This is a genomic window from Enterococcus sp. AZ063 (genome assembly GCF_051715045.1).
Taxonomy (GTDB): domain Bacteria; phylum Bacillota; class Bacilli; order Lactobacillales; family Enterococcaceae; genus Enterococcus_D; species Enterococcus_D casseliflavus.
Window position 1 is genome coordinate 1,011,022 of the sequence record NZ_JBIOTA010000001.1, and the last position, 15,090, is coordinate 1,026,111.

Consider the following 15,090-nt stretch of genomic DNA (forward strand, 5'->3'; position numbering starts at 1 on the left):
CATAAAATAAGGGGATAACGAGGAGGAACCTATGAAAATCAAAATCGTCACGGTAGGAAAATTAAAAGAAAAGTACCTCGTTCAAGGAATCAACGAGTACGCCAAGCGATTGGGGGCATACGCAAAGCTTGAGTTTGTCGAAGTACCAGATGAAAAAGCACCAGAAACCTTGAGTGAAGCCCAAATGCTGCAGATCAAAGAAAAAGAAGGGCAGCGCATTTTAGCCAAAATCAAAGACACCGAATATGTCTTTGCCTTAGCGATCGAAGGCACTAACCCCACCAGCGAAGCCTTCGCCAAACAAATCGATCAACTCGGCATCCAAGGAAAAAGCCAACTGACCTTCGTCATCGGCGGCTCCCTAGGCTTAAGCCAAGAAGTCATGGCCCGCAGTGATGCCAAGATCTCTTTTGGCAAAATGACCTATCCGCACCAACTCATGAAACTGATCTTATTGGAGCAAATCTATCGCGCGTATCGAATCAATACGGGGGCGCCGTATCATAAGTAAAACGAATTAGTAAGGATAATCTATCAATAAAAGGAAAGAAAAAATGAAGGAAATTAATCAGTTTTCAGCTTCTACGCTCGCAACATTACAAAAAGATGAGAAGCATCTATATTATGTATATTGTTTAGTTGATCCTAGAAACAACCAGCCTTTTTATATTGGGAAAGGAAAAGGGAATCGTATTTTTGCCCATCGGCAAGCTGCTTTAAATAGGATGAAACAAGCAAATTTAGTTGGAGAAAATGAAACAGCAATTACTTTAAAAATTAAAACGATTCAAGAAATTATTGAATCAAATTTACAAGTATTAAGTTATATCCTAAGTTATGGGTTATCTGAAAATGAGGCATATGCAAGCGAAAATGTTATGATCAATTATGCACAGCTGGTACAGGGGCTTTCACTGACAAATTTGGTGAAAGGACATGGTTCTAAAGTAATGCTCGTTGAGGAAATCGAAGAGCGTTTTGGCTTCCAACCAATGTCTATCAGTGAAATAGCAACGGATGACTTGATATTAGCAGTAAAAGTAAGAGATGCTTTTTCTTTGAGTAAAGATGAATCTAAAGAATACCCTATCGATGAAGAATATCGGGATATTTCAAATCTAAAGTCGCGAACTTTAGGGAACTGGGTTATTGGGCGCAATAAAATTCAACACATCCGTTATATCATCGCTATTAACACAGGAGCAGAAAATGCTGTTGTGGCAGCTTATAAAGTATCTGAGCAGTTTTCAGAATCAAAGAAACTAGAAAACGGCCTAACGCGATATGCGTTCCGTGCACTATCAACCAGAGAAGAAACACTGAAGGAACTCAATTTAGTAAAGCGTTCATTGCCAGAAGTTAAATTTGGAAGCGGCAGTGCGATCGCTTATATAAACACAAAACAAGCGAGATAACGTCATATTGTTCTTTTAAGAACTTTTAGGTTGACGAAACGTTTATAAATAATAGAAATAGTATGAAAAAATAGAAAAAATTTTTGTGTACTGTTTCTTGTATCAATGCACTTGTATATTTTTTTAAAGTCACTTTAAACAACAATCACAACTATCCACCGATAGTATCGGTAAAAAGGAGCAACAACCATGCGAAATATCAAATTAACGATTGAATATGACGGCAAGCGCTACTTAGGGTGGCAACGACTAGGAGATTCTGAAAAAACGATCCAAGAAAAAGTTGAAGGGGTCATCAAATTACTGACGGGAGAAGAAATTGAGATCGTCGGTTCTGGCAGAACCGATGCGGGCACGCATGCTCGAGGACAAGTGGCGAATTTCAAGACGAACCACCAAATGAGTTTGCCAGAGATGCAGCTGTTCTTTAACCGCTATTTGCCGCAAGACATCGTCGTCAACAAGATTGAAGAAGTGCCTGAACGATTCCATGCACGCTATCACGCCAAAGGCAAGCAATACAGCTATTATGTTTGGAACAACGCGATCCCATCGGTCTTTGCTCGCAATACTAGTTTTCATTGCCCGCAGCCCCTTGATTTGGAAAAAATGCAGCAAGCGGCTGAGAAGTTGATCGGCACCCATGATTTTATCGGCTTTTCTGCATTGAAAAAATCAAAAAAATCAACGGTGCGCACGATCGATGAAATCACCATCACACCAGAAGGCGACCTATTGCGGTTTACCTTCAAAGGCAACGGCTTTTTGCATAAAATGGTCCGAATCTTGACAGGCACACTGATTGCCATTGGCGATGGCACACTGCCACCAGAAGTGATCGATCAAGTGTTAGCCCATAAAGTACGACAAGCAGCTGGTGAAACAGTGCCTTCTCATGGCTTATTTCTAGATGAGGTGTATTATTAAAAGAAACAGGGTAATGGCTATTTAAGGAAAGGAGATCATCTATTGATCACATTAAAATCCCCACGAGAGATCGAACAAATGAAAACTTCTGGTCGTATCTTGGCAAGTATTCACGAACAGCTACGAGAGAAAATCGTTCCCGGTATCACCACGAACCAAATCAACGCCTTTGTCCATCAACAGATAGAAGCTGCAGGGGCAACAGCCGCGCAAATCGGGTTTGAAGGCTATGAATTTGCGACGTGTATCAGTGTCAATGAAGAGATTTGTCATGGTTTCCCTTCAGAATATGTTTTAAAATCAGGCGATGTCGTCAAAGTCGATTTTTGTGTCGATTACAAAGGGGCAATCTCTGACAGCTGTTGGACGTATGCGGTAGGAGAGATTTTACCAGAACATCAAGCACTGATGGAAGTCACGAAAGAAGCCTTGATGAGGGGCATCGAGCAAGCACAGGTCGGCAACCGAGTTGGCGATATTGGTTATGCGATCCAAAGCTTCGCTGAAGAAAAAGGGTATGGTGTCGTGCGGGACTTTATTGCTCACGGCATTGGCCCAACCATTCATGAAGAACCATTCTTTCCTCATTTCGGGTTACCTGGCAAAGGAATTCGGTTGAAAGAAGGTATGACGATCACTATCGAACCGATGATCACGACCGGCACTTGGCGCATGAAGATGGACCCGAACGGCTGGACAGCACGCACGATCGACGGCAGCTATTGTGCCCAATATGAACATTCGATCGCCATCACCAAAGAAGGTCCAGTCATCATGACATTGCAAAAGGAAGAAGCGTGAACATCACTTAATGTCTTTGAAAAGTAACTGTGTGTATTTTCCGTAACATGTATACTTTCTACTCCCCCTGTGGAGGGTGTAGTGTATATGATTTATCTATCGTTGGTTGTCGCACCAATTGTTGTTGGTATAGTCATCGAACTATTTTCTCACTGGTTGGATGAGAAAGACAAAGACGATAACTAAGCAAGTTGCTATCCAACTCACATGCTAGCAGTCGCAACTAGCATAAACAAGGCGCTCCCTTTCGTCGCGGTTAGGGAGCGCCTTTGTGCTGCAGTGCTATAAACTTTCTATCGTTTCGCAAGGTTATTATATCACAGGAAAAATAAAAAACTACCCGTGATATCCATTCGAATAGATAAAGAAAACCTAATAAATTTGAAATTTAATTACCTCTACTTCTATTTTCCGAAATATGGATGGTAACCCCCACTTGAGGTATTACCGTGAAAAAAATAGTCTATAGTGGGAGTTACTGTTTTCTCTTTTTTTTAAATAGAGAAAAATTTAAATTAAGTGTACATGTAAGTGATAAATTCGGATAAAGTAAACGACCCAGTATTTTCTGATAAAGCCATGGGTGACGGTTTTGCAGATATTCCTATTGAAGAAATTATTGGCTTCCTGATTAGTGGGAAAGTTAACTATTTTTTCGAACTAGCTATGCTATCGAATATAGAACACATGAGGGAATAAGTAGGGGAGGGACAGCAATCCCTGTTGTTTACTACTTACTTGCATCCAAATATTGTTAATACCTAAAGAGCGTATCAACGTGGTTATAATCAAATCGTTTATGTCAGTCATTGTCCTGCAATTTGACATTTCGGCATACTACAAATTTTTATTAGCACAGCAGTGTAAACTTGTAAGAACGATTCTTTTTAATGGAATTTAGGTGAATCGACCAAAAAGGATAATTATGTATATACTCTGTCCCAATATATGTTATACTATGTATATACAGAAAGAGGTGTCGCGCATGGAAATGTTACCTATAAAAAAATGGGGCAATAGTAACGGTCTTAGATTGCCAAAGTACATTATGGAGTATCTTGGCATTCATACAGATGACAAAGTGAAGATAATACAAGAAGAAGTAAACGGGCATAAACGGCTAATCATCGAAGCGGCAAATGTAGAAAACGAGTTAACGATTGAAGAGTTATTTGAAAACTACACTGCTGAGAGAAATCATGTGGAAATTCAACATTTAGGTGAAGCAGTAGGGAATGAAAAATGGTGAGAAAACCTAGACAAGGGGATATTTTGTTATTGGATACAGCTCCTCGTGCTGGACATGAACAAACGGGAAAAAGGCCCTATATTATTTTAAGTCATGACATGATTGTAGATTATAGTAACGTTGCCACCGTTGCTCCGATTTCGAGTACAAGTAGAAACTATCCGTTATATGTAAGTATTAATCCAGATTATGGCATGAAGACAACAGGAAAAGTATTGTTGGATCAATTAACGACAATTGATTATGAAGCCAGAGCATGTGTTTTTTTGGAAAAAGCGCATGAGCACTTGGTTGATGAGTTATTGATGAAAGTTAGAACAGTATTTCAAAAAGTAAGTAGATAAAAACAGCATGCTCATCTTATCGATGTTGACCATGCTGTTTTCTTTTATTCTATAAACGCTTTGTCTCGTAACATTATACACCGTACAATCTTTGAGATACCAGCTACATTCCCATGATCCTGAACAATCCTTTTATAAACAAGGCAACGGGGGGCGCTTTTGTGTTTGCACTAGCAATCTTAATACTTTGTGCTTGGCGATGGTTGAATTCGGCACGCTGCTGCTGGGCATCATTGCCAAAATTTCGGCGATTGAGTCTTCGATAAATTTATCAAGGAATCTAATGAATGGAGGACTAGCCCACAGCCGCTAACATCAAACATCCTCATGATTGAGTTTGTCAGCCACAAAGGTTTCTACACTATACCTGCCCCATTTTGAGAGACTCTCTATAAATAAAGGGAAGGTTACATCTGTAAAATGACTGACCAAGAGATAACAAGCTTGACCTGAAACTTTATGAAAGACCTCAATTTCTTTGTATTGATTCACGAAGGCTTCAAAAGCTGTATAGCGATTTGAATCCATAAAAAACCGGATGTATTGCGTACTTGGGTAGTTTACTACAATACTAAATCGCTGAATGATTCCCTCATCTTGCAATTTCAAGATCCGATTGCCCACGGCTTGTCCCGTCAGGTGGACCATTTCGCCGATTTCTTTGTTCGATAATTTGCTGTTTTGTTTCAGGATAGCTAGGATTTGTTCATCGATGATGTCCATAAGGGTTCCTCCTTTCATAATGAAAGTAAATTGACTTTATCTTTTTCAAGAGACGCTTTGTTGTAGGGTCATATGTATTTATACTGGATTATAACAAATAAGAAAAGAAATGGTGATTCTATGAAAAAAGCTTTAGTAATTATTGATGTCCAAAATGACTATTTTAAAGAAGGAAGAATGGCCCTTCATTCCCCTGAACAGGCGCTTGCAAACATAAATAAACTAGAAGCATCTTTTATCGAAAAGCAACTCCCGATCATCTATATCCAACACATCAACGATCAAGAAGCAGCTGATTTTTTTGAACGAGGGACCAAAGGCGTACTGCTGCATGAACAGTTAAAAACAACGCATTCTTCTATTATTATCGAAAAGCACTTTCCTAACTCGTTCATTGAAACAAATTTAAAAGAGACGTTAGACTCTTTAGGTGTTCAACAAGTCATCATCACTGGGATGATGACGCATATGTGCATCGACTCAACCACAAGAGCTAGTAAAGAGCTCGGTTATCAGCCCATACTGATTTCTGATGCCACGGCAACGAAAACATTAACATTTGAAGCACACGAAATTCCTGCAGCAGCTGTTCAACGAGCGTTTTTATCGGCCTTGGAAACCTTCTCTACGGTGATGAAAACCGATGACTATTTAAACGGATTGTAGAAAAATTGCGTATTTACTAACAAAGGCAAAGGTTCATTTGCATTGAGTGGTTCTTGATCACTCTTTGAGATAGGCAATCCTATCTCATTCCGCTTCAATGTTTCTTTAAAAAATGAATGCCCAGTTGCGTACCCACCAATGATACTGAGCTGATCCCTCAGAGGATGAATAAGAACTAACCCATACAAAAGCCAAAAACGTTCGAGGATTTCTCTCGAACGTTTTTTGGGCATCAAATTGGGCGAATCGGCGAAACTATGGTACAGTGCAACCAAACAAGGAGCGAGAGTCGCTCCTTCATGAGGCAAAGGGGCAATGGTGATGAAGCAAACAACGATGGCGTGGCTGTCAGAAATCTATAATTTGATCTTGCATCCTGGCACGAGACAGTGGGAACGAGAACAACTGGTGCAAGCAAAAAATACACTGGAAACCCAGCTGGCGACCAAACAAAAAGCAGGCAAACACGAAAAGGAATCGTCAAATAGCCTTGAAGACCAACAGACTAGACGGGTTTTGGAAAAACTAGAAGCGTCGTTGCGTCCGTTGGCACTGAGAAACAATCTAACCCCGAATGTCGCAGAGTTTTATCAAACAATCAGCCAGTCAGCACCGAAAAAGGCAAAGAATGAAGAAACAAGCAAAGTCCAACCAGCAGAAGTTTCCGTGGAGCCGAACGAAACAGGTGGAAAAGCACAAGAAGTGGCTATTTTTGCTGGCGGCTGCTTTTGGTGTATGGTAGAGCCTTTTGAAGACCAGCCGGGCATTCTTTCCGTCTTGTCGGGGTATGCTGGGGGAACAGTCCCGAATCCGACGTATGATCAAGTACTAAGCGGAACAACAGGGCATGTCGAAGCGGTAGAGATCGTTTTTGACCCCAAAATCATCACCTATCAGGACTTGTTGCAGTTGTACTGGCAAGTGACAGACCCGACAGATGCTTTCGGACAATTTCAAGAACGCGGCAATTTTTATCGCCCAATCATTTTCTATACGACTGCTGAACAGGAAGTGCTTGCGCAAGAAGCCAAAAAGGAACTAGCCCAATCTGGTTATTATCAGCAACCCATCGTGACCGAGATCCGCAAGGCCACGCAGTTTTGGCCAGCGGAAAACTACCATCAAGCATTTTACAAGAAACAGCCAAAGCGCTACCAGCGGATCAAGCGAACGCGCAAACAACTGATGCTTTTTTATCGGCTGAAACGCTGGACAAACCGAGGAAAAAAACGATCATAAACAGAGGATCACTAAAAAAAGCGGGGCTCCGAGAAAAGGGGAAAAGAATCAAATGAAGGCTCTTTTCTCCACAAGCCACGCTTTTTTCTGCGCTTTTAGCCAATTGGATAAAAAACGTAGATTTATTTTAGAATAATGTCCAAAGAAAGCGTTAACAACAAGAATTATAATAGAGAAAGAAAAAGTGGCGAAAAAGGTCGAAAAAGCAGGTGTCTTTTGCTTGATTCCTTTCTTCGAGGAAAGAAGGTGGGAAACACCAGAGAAAAATCAATCGGCAACACCCCATAGCAACACAACATTTATTATATGAAGGTTCATATAAGTTAGGAGAAATGTGATGAAAAAAAAGGGAACGCTCGTCTCACTGTTTATGGCTCTCATTCTTTTTATCTTTTCAGAAAGAACAGTGTTTGCGGCAGAAGCGATCAATGAGATCGTCGCACCAACAGGAGTTAAAGCATTTCTAGTACTGATTCCATTAGTGTTAGTGCTGGTTTTGCTCTTTAAAAAAGTAGATATGATCATTGCTGGCTTGATTGCTGGGATCTTGGCGATGATTATTGGCGGGATCAGTTTAGCTGAAGCTAATTCGCAACTGTTGGAAGCTATTCCGACGATGTTGAGTATTACGGTGCCAATCATCAATTCCGCTGTAGCGATGGCGGTCTTCAAAGCGGGCAGTTATACGGCGGCCTTAACCTTAGCCAAAAGAGGAACCAAAGGAAAAGTGGAATATGTGGCTGGTTTTATTGTCATCTTATTGGCAGCAGCGACTTATATGTCTGGAATCGGCGGCGGGAGTGCGATGGTGATCGCACCGTTAGCATTTGCGGCAGTTGGGGTGGTACCCGAATTGATCGCAGCGATGTCGTTAGCGGCAGCGGTCTCCTTTACGACTTCTCCTGCCTCTTTGGAATCTAGTATCGTGTCTGAACTAGGCGGTTTTAGTGTCGCTTCTTATGTCGATCAAATGCGCCCATTTTGGTTGTTATTCGTTGGTTTGGCGATTTTATTGGCATTCTTCGGGACCAAGCGTCGTCATCTGGGCTTCAAAGAATCAGCCAACCAAGAGTACGAAAACAAAAGCAATGGCGAGTTATTCAAAACGACACTGCCTGCGATCTTCTTGCTTTTTGCGGTCATCTTTGGACCGTTGATCAATGACCTGATCGGCTTTGTCCTCTTTACACCGCTAGTTTATATGGTGGTCACGTTAGCGTTGATTTTTGTTTGTACCGACTTTTCCATGAATCAATCGGTGGAAGCGATGGTGGACGGATCCACGTATATTTTGACCCGCTTGTTCCAAGTGGGGATCTTTTTAGCCTTCATCAACGTGATCGCTGAAACTGGGACGTTTGCTGTAATTGCCGGTGCGGCACAAAATGCCCCCGCAGCGATCGTCGTTCCCGTGGCGATCTTGACGGGTGTCTTGATTGGGATTCCCGCAGGTGCCTATGTCGGCTCCGTTTTAACACTCGTGCTACCAGTTGCCGTTTCATTAGGCTTCCCAGTCTTAGCTCTTGGCTTTGTAACGATGGGGGTTGGCCTCGGCAGTCAAATGAGTTTTGTCAACATTACGATGCAAGCTTTATCTTCTGGTTTCCAAATTCCGATTCTGGATGTAGTCAAAGGAAACGTGAAGTGGTTGAGTTTAGCAGCCGTATTATTATTAGTCATCGGCTTAGTGTTTGGCTGATGGATAGGAGGAAAACATGGATTTATTGATCAAGCAAGCACGTCTTGAAGACGATGCAGAATTAGTAGACATTGCAATTTCAGAAGGAAAAATCACCGCAGTTGCACCCAACATTGAAGAATCAGCAGCAACAACGATTGAGGCGAAAGGCAAAGTGGTGATCCCTGGATTGATCGAAAGCCATATCCACTTAGACAAAGCCTTGATCGCCGATCGTGAACCCAATAATTCAGGTACGTTGCAAGAAGCGATCCAAGTTACGGCAAAGTTGAAACCGACCTTTACCGAAGAAGACATTTATGATCGGGCGAAACGCGCATTAGAAATGCTGATCGTACATGGCACGACTGCTGTGCGCACCCATGCCGAATTTGATCCAGCACAAGGCTTCACTGGATTTGACACCATCATGCGCTTAAAAGAAGAATACCGAGACCTGATCGACATTCAGGTCGTTGCCTTTCCCCAAGAAGGGATTTTTAAAGCACCCGGAACGGATAAAATGATGATCGAAGCGATGGAAAGAGGCGCCGATGTCGTTGGCGGCATTCCTTACAATGATGCGCCAGCCAATGAACACATCGACTTGATCTTTGAGATCGCCAAACGATTTGACAAAGACATTGACTTGCATCAAGATTTTGCCGATGAAGCAGACGATACATCGATCGTCTACCTGTGTGAAAAAACCATCGCAGAAGGCTACCAAGGCCGGGTATCAGTAGGACATTTGACTGCGCTGCACGCCATGGAACCGGATCAGCTGGCAGAAGTTATCGATTTGATGGTCAAAGCCCAAATCAATGTGATGCCGTTGCCTGCGACCGATTTACACTTAGGTGCTAGAAACGATGCTTACAACGTTCGTCGTGCCGTGACGCCGATTCGCAAATTACGTGATGCCGGTGTGAATATTTGCTTAGGCAGCAACAATATTCGTAACGCCTTTACGCCATATGGCAACGGGGATTTGATTCAAATCGCTATGTTGGCTGTGCCAGTGGCGCATTTAGGCGGCGCCGATGACTTGCCGACGGTCTTGCCAATGATTACGACCAATACCGCCAAAGCATTAAATATCAAAGACTATGGGATCGCTGTTGACAACCGCGCAGATTTGATTCTTTTAGATACCCAGAAAAAAGCCGATGTGCTGATCGATATTCCTGAACGTTTGATGGTCATCAAAAATGGCCGCATCACCGTGGAAGTCAAAAAAGAAGTGACGATCCACCGTTAGCAACAGGTCATTTTTTCTTAAGTAGTACGATTTATTCGTGCTGCTTTTTTGTCGTAGTATAGTCGAAATGAAAAATCATTTTCTAGTCATTTGTTCTTTTTTCAACTATGATAGAAAGAAAACCGCTATCACGGAGAGTTCGTTTAAGAAAATCCTGTCAAAACTGTTTGACAATGCCGTAATATCAATGGATTTGAGCAGAAACCACAGCAGGTCTGCGTTAAGGTAGAAGAAGGAGGCCAAGATGAAAATTGGGGAAGCATTAAAGAACCATCGAGTCACACAGCAAATGAGCCAAGAAGAAGTAGCGACAAAAATTTTAGTGACCCGTACATCGATCTCAAATTGGGAAACCGGCAAGACGGTACCAGACAGTTTGAATTTATTAAAACTGAGTACCCTTTATGGGTGCAGTGTCGATGAGCTATTAAAAAAGGAGCGAGCAGGAATGAAAAAGAACTTTCGTACGATGACCTATGGTGCTGGATTGAAAGATGGAACGATGCGTTTGAAAATCGAGACCGATGCCAGCAAGTTTTTCCCAAAAGGGGTTGAAGTCAAAGCATCCGTCGATTTAGAAACAGGAGAAGTGACCTTTTTTGTCGAGCAAGAGGATTTGAAAAAGCTGAAAGCAGCCACTGACGAAAAATAAATTTTTTATGCAGTATTTTGCTGAATTTTGCTTGGACAAGAAAAAAAAGTGATGGATAAAAAAACACGAGCCCAGCTGCGTCGTGTTTTTTTATGTGGGATGAAAGAGGGCTGAGACAATCGATGAAAGCTGCTTCTACTTTTTCTTTTCTGCTATTTTCAAGGTTTGTAACGTTTAAGAAAAAGCGAAAAGATGCTAACGGCTATATACAATATATGGTGAATGGAATGGATTTTTTTAGAATGGAACACAATATGTAGTATTTACTTTTTTAAGAGATTGTGTAAAATAGCAGATGTAGTGAAGAAGGAGCTGTTGTTTTTGAGAGTAACTGTATGTTGCGGGACCCGTTTAGAAAATGAGAAAAAGTTGGCAAAGACCGCTCGTGCCATCGGCAACGCCTTGGCAAAAAATCACATCGAGTTGGTGTATTGCGGCCCTTTGGCTGGCTTGATGAGGGAGATCGTGAAAGGGGTCTTTGAAAAAGAAGGCGCAGTGACGGGGATCTATCCATCAGGTTCTTTTGCAGAAGATTTGCCGCCAATCGTCACTGGATCAAGCACCTATACTGAGTTCTATACGGATACGAGGGAGGAACAAACGCAACAATTGCTGGAAATGAGCGATGCCTACCTTGTATTACCTGGTGGATTTGGTACACTAGAGGAGTTGTCATCAGTATGCTCTTTTACGACTCTTGGGCCATTGTCAGGCAAGCCGATCGGTGTGTTGATGACCCAAGGCTTAAATGATGGGCTAAAGCCGCTGCTAAAAATGTTTGAAGCTTCCAGCTTTGCTTGGGCTGAACTGTCTGATACGCTCTTTTTCCTATCTGACGTTGAGTCGTTGATCCGACGATTGGCTGCGAAGGGGTCAGGAATGGAGTGCTTGGCAGGATGAAGCATGTCTATTTAGCGGGACCGTTTTTTTCAAACGAACAAGTCGACCGACTCAAACAAGTAGAACGCATTTTAGCTGAAAACCCGCAGCCCTTGGCGGTCTATTCGCCGCGTTTGTATCTAGAAGGTTCATCTGAACCCAATACACCAGAACGGGCAAGAGAAATTTTCGAAAAAGACATGCTAAAATTGACACGAGCCGACGTCGTCGTTGCCGTTTTGGATGACCATGAAGGGATCGCCGATCCGGGAACAGCCTTTGAAATCGGCGCAGCACACGTACGAAATAAACCAGTGATCGCTTTTCAGGAAAAAGCCGCGGCGGTCAATCTGATGTTGACGGAGTCGGTGCAAGCGTATTTGACTGATCTGGCGGCACGAACAGCGTATGATTTTGAAGCGATGGCGCACCGAGCCTTTGTCGGTGACTATATTTAATAAAGGATGATGAATGTGTTATTAATCGCAGGAACGATCGGGGCAGGAAAAAGCAGTTTGACTGATTTTTTATCGAAGGAAATGGCGTCGAAGCCTTTCTATGAAAACGTGGAGGACAACGATGTTCTGCCATTGTTTTATTCCAATCCAGAACGATACGCCTTTTTATTGCAGATTTTTTTCTTAAACAAAAGCTTTTTAGGGATGCGGGAAGCTTTGTCCAATGATGACAATGTCATTGACCGCTCCATCTATGAGGATAGTTTGATGTTTCATCTAAATGCGGATCTAGGTCGAATCGCACCGATGGAAGTCGAACAATACGATAACCTGTTGAACACGATGTTGCGGGAATTGGAAGAATCAGCGCCATTGAAACATCCAGATCTAATGGTTCATATCAAGGTTTCCTTGGATACAATGATTGAACGGATCAACAAGCGTGGTCGTTCCTATGAACAAATTGCCAACGATCCGACATTGTACGACTATTACAAAGAGTTGAATCAGCGGTACGATGAATGGTATGAAAACTTTGACGTTTGTCCGAAAATGCAAATTGATGGGGATCAATTGGACTTTGTTGCCAATGAAGACAACCTCATGGTGATCCTCGAGATGATCCAAGAAAAACTGGCGGAAGTCCGTCAGACCCATGGCAAAGGCCACTATTGTACGGACAAAGCCATCGCAAAAGGTGATTTTTCTAAGAAAAACGCAGCATCTGTGACAAGCTGACCCAGCAGTTGAGGACGGCTTACGAAAAAAACAAGTGTCTTATCGACAATGGGAGGGAGCAAGGCGATGAATGTTGAACGATTTATTGAAGCGAGGAAACAGGCGGGCTTCTCGCAACAAGAACTTTCGGAAGGAATCTGTACGCAAGCCACTTTGAGTAAATTTGAAAACAACGGTCAGGCACCGTCCCTCAAAATTTTGATCAAATTGTGTAATCGGATCGGCTTGCCATTGGTCGACTTGTTTTCTTCCATGAATGTCGCAACGACCAAAATCAAAGAAGAATTGGCAAAAGCCGAATTCTACTTGATCACGAGCGAGTATGAACAGTTGGCTGCATTGTTAAGTCAAATTGAAGTGAAGCTGATCGATGAACCAGCATTAAAAGCGCAATATGATTATTTAAAAGGCTTTGAAATGATTTTTAATGAAGCTGCGATTACCGATGTCCTGTTTCAATTCGATCAGTTATTGATGAATGAAACGGCGGAGGAATTGTTTGATCTCTTAGCGTATACTGGGATCGGTTTGGTGTATGCCAGAGAAGAAGAATGGGCAAAGGCTGAGTTTTATGTGACGAAGGTCTTTGAGAAAATTTATACCTATCCGATCAAAACGATCGAAGACACGTGGCGGGTGTTGAACATCGTCTTCCATTGCGGCGTCTTTTATGCCAAAGTCGATGATTTGGAAACTAGTGATACCTTATTGAATTATGTGTTGGCGATTTGTTCCGACAATCACTTGACCTACTACTTGGCTCGCGCGGCAGCCCAACTGACCGAAAATGCCATTCGTGAACAACAGCCGAAAGAAACAATTTTGGAAATGTTACACGATGCACGAGCGTATGCCAAAATCAATAAAAATGTAAAATTACTGGCGCATTTAAAAGCGGTCGAAGAAACGATTGATTAAAAATATATTTTCGATAAAAAAGTTTTGTTGCTCAAATGCTTGATAACTAGCAGTCCTTTCGACGAAGGGACTGCTTTTTTGATTTTCGTTATATAAAAAAAATATATAATCGTGTTGACAAAAAAATATATCGGGAGTATTCTTTAATTGTGAAAAAACTAACATAATTTGAGGTATATCGTTTTTAGGAGAAGGGATTTTATGAAGGCAGCAGTGAGAGAAGCCGCTCGCACGATTCAGCGGATGGGCACGTCCATTGAGTTAAAAGTCGCTCATACAAAACCAGAAAGTGTACTGGACGAGCTGGAGACCCAGCTGAAAGGATACGACCATCGCTTTAGTGCCAATGATCCGCGATCGGAATTGAATCAGCTGAATCAGTTGGCAGGACAAAAGGGGCTTGTGCTTGATCCAGAATTGTACCAGCTGATCGAAATCGGTAAACATCATAGCTGTGCTCCCCACAGTCAGCTGAATATTGCCATCGGTCCACTGGTCCAAGCATGGCGCATCGGGTTTGAAGATGCTCGCATCGTATCAGAGACGCAGGTCAAAGAATTGCTTGCGCTAACAGACCCGCAACAGATCCAATTGGCAGCAGGCAAGGTTTTATTGAAAAAAGCTGGAATGAGGATCGACCTCGGAGCATTAGCAAAAGGCTACATCGCTGATAAGTTACGCACCCATTGCCAAGCCCGTGGAGTAGCGTATGGATTGATCAACTTAGGCGGAAATATTGTCTGTTTCGGCGCTGCGCCAAATCATTCGGACGGGCATTGGCGGATCGGGATCCGAGATCCCAAAGGCGGTCGGGCAGACACCTTGGGCATTTTGCCAATCAAGGACCAAACCGTCGTCACTTCGGGGATCTATGAGCGGGTCTTGACCACCGCTGAAGGAACGTATCATCATTTGATTGATCCTCAGAGTGGCTTTCCCATCGAATGTGGGTATTTGAGCATCACGATCGTTGCAGCGACATCGTTACTGGGGGAAATCTGGACTTCGCGCTTGTTTGGCAAGCCCATTCCAGTTGTTTTACAAGAGATTCAGCAGCAGCCAGAAATCGAAGGAATCATCGTAACCAAAGAAAATGAAGTCATTGCCTCTAAAGGCATTCAGGCAAGACTTTTAAGATAGCC

General features: G+C 42.5%; 19 protein-coding genes. 18 read left to right on the plus strand and 1 reads right to left on the minus strand.

Features of this window, described 5'->3' with window-relative positions; all coding sequences use genetic code 11:
• The first annotated feature begins 31 nt into the window (after nt 1–31).
• The 8 genes from rlmH to IGK61_RS04595 all read left to right on the plus strand — a co-directional run bounded on the left by rlmH (nt 32) and on the right by IGK61_RS04595 (nt 4,736).
• Nucleotides 32–511, plus strand: coding sequence for a 23S rRNA (pseudouridine(1915)-N(3))-methyltransferase RlmH (gene rlmH / locus IGK61_RS04560; RefSeq protein WP_074534951.1), 480 nt, complete (start codon nt 32–34; stop codon nt 509–511).
• Between the two features lie 43 nt (nt 512–554).
• Entirely contained in the window at nt 555–1,415 is an 861-nt protein-coding gene (locus IGK61_RS04565; RefSeq protein ID WP_074534952.1) for an LEM-3-like GIY-YIG domain-containing protein, read from the plus strand.
• 189 nt (nt 1,416–1,604) lie between these two features.
• Entirely contained in the window at nt 1,605–2,342 is a 738-nt protein-coding gene (gene truA / locus IGK61_RS04570) for a tRNA pseudouridine(38-40) synthase TruA (RefSeq protein ID WP_074534953.1), read from the plus strand.
• A gap of 42 nt (nt 2,343–2,384) precedes the next feature.
• A complete protein-coding gene (gene map, locus IGK61_RS04575; protein WP_074534954.1) occupies nt 2,385–3,143 on the plus strand; it encodes a type I methionyl aminopeptidase in 759 nt (252 codons plus the stop codon).
• 87 nt (nt 3,144–3,230) lie between these two features.
• Nucleotides 3,231–3,329 (plus strand): type I toxin-antitoxin system Fst family toxin, encoded by a 99-nt coding sequence (locus IGK61_RS04580; protein ID WP_074534955.1) that lies wholly within the window; start codon nt 3,231–3,233, stop codon nt 3,327–3,329.
• 345 nt (nt 3,330–3,674) lie between these two features.
• Nucleotides 3,675–3,842 (plus strand): PTS glucose transporter subunit IIA, encoded by a 168-nt coding sequence (locus IGK61_RS04585; protein ID WP_074534956.1) that lies wholly within the window; start codon nt 3,675–3,677, stop codon nt 3,840–3,842.
• A 259-nt stretch (nt 3,843–4,101) separates the two neighbouring features.
• Nucleotides 4,102–4,392, plus strand: a complete 291-nt coding sequence (locus tag IGK61_RS04590) for an AbrB/MazE/SpoVT family DNA-binding domain-containing protein (protein WP_016610018.1) — start codon at nt 4,102–4,104, stop codon at nt 4,390–4,392.
• The gene (locus tag IGK61_RS04595) at nt 4,386–4,736 is read left to right on the plus strand and encodes a type II toxin-antitoxin system PemK/MazF family toxin (RefSeq protein WP_074534957.1); all 351 of its coding nucleotides are present in this window, start codon (nt 4,386–4,388) and stop codon (nt 4,734–4,736) included. The genes IGK61_RS04590 and IGK61_RS04595 overlap by 7 nt, the downstream gene beginning before the upstream one ends.
• A gap of 315 nt (nt 4,737–5,051) precedes the next feature.
• Here the strand turns inward: IGK61_RS04595 and IGK61_RS04600 are convergent, their stop codons facing one another.
• Complete coding sequence (locus IGK61_RS04600; protein ID WP_373270289.1) at nt 5,052–5,459, minus strand: Lrp/AsnC family transcriptional regulator; 408 nt, start codon at nt 5,457–5,459, stop codon at nt 5,052–5,054.
• A 120-nt stretch (nt 5,460–5,579) separates the two neighbouring features.
• Here IGK61_RS04600 and IGK61_RS04605 point away from each other — a divergent pair, with 120 nt between their 5' ends.
• From IGK61_RS04605 to IGK61_RS04650, 10 genes are all read left to right on the plus strand, one after another.
• Nucleotides 5,580–6,125, plus strand: a complete 546-nt coding sequence (locus tag IGK61_RS04605) for a cysteine hydrolase family protein (RefSeq protein WP_074534959.1) — start codon at nt 5,580–5,582, stop codon at nt 6,123–6,125.
• 315 nt (nt 6,126–6,440) lie between these two features.
• Nucleotides 6,441–7,364: a peptide-methionine (S)-S-oxide reductase MsrA gene (msrA, locus tag IGK61_RS04610; RefSeq protein WP_438844699.1), complete on the plus strand. Its 924-nt coding sequence runs from the start codon at nt 6,441–6,443 to the stop codon at nt 7,362–7,364.
• Nucleotides 7,365–7,701: 337 nt separating this feature from the next.
• Nucleotides 7,702–9,063 (plus strand): citrate transporter, encoded by a 1,362-nt coding sequence (locus IGK61_RS04615; protein WP_074534961.1) that lies wholly within the window; start codon nt 7,702–7,704, stop codon nt 9,061–9,063.
• Between the two features lie 16 nt (nt 9,064–9,079).
• Nucleotides 9,080–10,303 (plus strand): amidohydrolase family protein, encoded by a 1,224-nt coding sequence (locus IGK61_RS04620; RefSeq protein ID WP_074534962.1) that lies wholly within the window; start codon nt 9,080–9,082, stop codon nt 10,301–10,303.
• A 244-nt stretch (nt 10,304–10,547) separates the two neighbouring features.
• A complete protein-coding gene (locus tag IGK61_RS04625; RefSeq protein ID WP_074534963.1) occupies nt 10,548–10,955 on the plus strand; it encodes a helix-turn-helix domain-containing protein in 408 nt (135 codons plus the stop codon).
• A 321-nt stretch (nt 10,956–11,276) separates the two neighbouring features.
• Nucleotides 11,277–11,855, plus strand: coding sequence for an LOG family protein (locus tag IGK61_RS04630; RefSeq protein ID WP_074534964.1), 579 nt, complete (start codon nt 11,277–11,279; stop codon nt 11,853–11,855).
• Nucleotides 11,852–12,292, plus strand: a complete 441-nt coding sequence (locus IGK61_RS04635) for a nucleoside 2-deoxyribosyltransferase (protein WP_074534965.1) — start codon at nt 11,852–11,854, stop codon at nt 12,290–12,292. The genes IGK61_RS04630 and IGK61_RS04635 overlap by 4 nt, the downstream gene beginning before the upstream one ends.
• Before the next feature lie 15 nt (nt 12,293–12,307).
• A complete protein-coding gene (locus tag IGK61_RS04640) occupies nt 12,308–13,030 on the plus strand; it encodes a deoxynucleoside kinase (protein WP_005225447.1) in 723 nt (240 codons plus the stop codon).
• A 66-nt stretch (nt 13,031–13,096) separates the two neighbouring features.
• The gene (locus IGK61_RS04645; RefSeq protein ID WP_142973744.1) at nt 13,097–13,948 is read left to right on the plus strand and encodes a helix-turn-helix domain-containing protein; all 852 of its coding nucleotides are present in this window, start codon (nt 13,097–13,099) and stop codon (nt 13,946–13,948) included.
• A gap of 201 nt (nt 13,949–14,149) precedes the next feature.
• Nucleotides 14,150–15,088: an FAD:protein FMN transferase gene (locus IGK61_RS04650; RefSeq protein ID WP_074534967.1), complete on the plus strand. Its 939-nt coding sequence runs from the start codon at nt 14,150–14,152 to the stop codon at nt 15,086–15,088.
• Nucleotides 15,089–15,090: the final 2 nt, after the last annotated feature.

Coding starts and splice junctions, on each gene's coding strand:
- rlmH (WP_074534951.1), top strand. CDS start 32: ATGAAAATCAAAATCGTCACGGTAGGAAAATTAAAAGAAAAGTACCTC.
- IGK61_RS04565 (WP_074534952.1), top strand. CDS start 555: ATGAAGGAAATTAATCAGTTTTCAGCTTCTACGCTCGCAACATTACAA.
- truA (WP_074534953.1), top strand. CDS start 1,605: ATGCGAAATATCAAATTAACGATTGAATATGACGGCAAGCGCTACTTA.
- IGK61_RS04580 (WP_074534955.1), top strand. CDS start 3,231: ATGATTTATCTATCGTTGGTTGTCGCACCAATTGTTGTTGGTATAGTC.
- IGK61_RS04590 (WP_016610018.1), top strand. CDS start 4,102: ATGTATATACAGAAAGAGGTGTCGCGCATGGAAATGTTACCTATAAAA.
- IGK61_RS04595 (WP_074534957.1), top strand. CDS start 4,386: ATGGTGAGAAAACCTAGACAAGGGGATATTTTGTTATTGGATACAGCT.
- IGK61_RS04600 (WP_373270289.1), bottom strand. CDS start 5,459: ATGGACATCATCGATGAACAAATCCTAGCTATCCTGAAACAAAACAGC.
- IGK61_RS04605 (WP_074534959.1), top strand. CDS start 5,580: ATGAAAAAAGCTTTAGTAATTATTGATGTCCAAAATGACTATTTTAAA.
- msrA (WP_438844699.1), top strand. CDS start 6,441: ATGGTGATGAAGCAAACAACGATGGCGTGGCTGTCAGAAATCTATAAT.
- IGK61_RS04615 (WP_074534961.1), top strand. CDS start 7,702: ATGAAAAAAAAGGGAACGCTCGTCTCACTGTTTATGGCTCTCATTCTT.
- IGK61_RS04620 (WP_074534962.1), top strand. CDS start 9,080: ATGGATTTATTGATCAAGCAAGCACGTCTTGAAGACGATGCAGAATTA.
- IGK61_RS04625 (WP_074534963.1), top strand. CDS start 10,548: ATGAAAATTGGGGAAGCATTAAAGAACCATCGAGTCACACAGCAAATG.
- IGK61_RS04635 (WP_074534965.1), top strand. CDS start 11,852: ATGAAGCATGTCTATTTAGCGGGACCGTTTTTTTCAAACGAACAAGTC.
- IGK61_RS04645 (WP_142973744.1), top strand. CDS start 13,097: ATGAATGTTGAACGATTTATTGAAGCGAGGAAACAGGCGGGCTTCTCG.
- IGK61_RS04650 (WP_074534967.1), top strand. CDS start 14,150: ATGAAGGCAGCAGTGAGAGAAGCCGCTCGCACGATTCAGCGGATGGGC.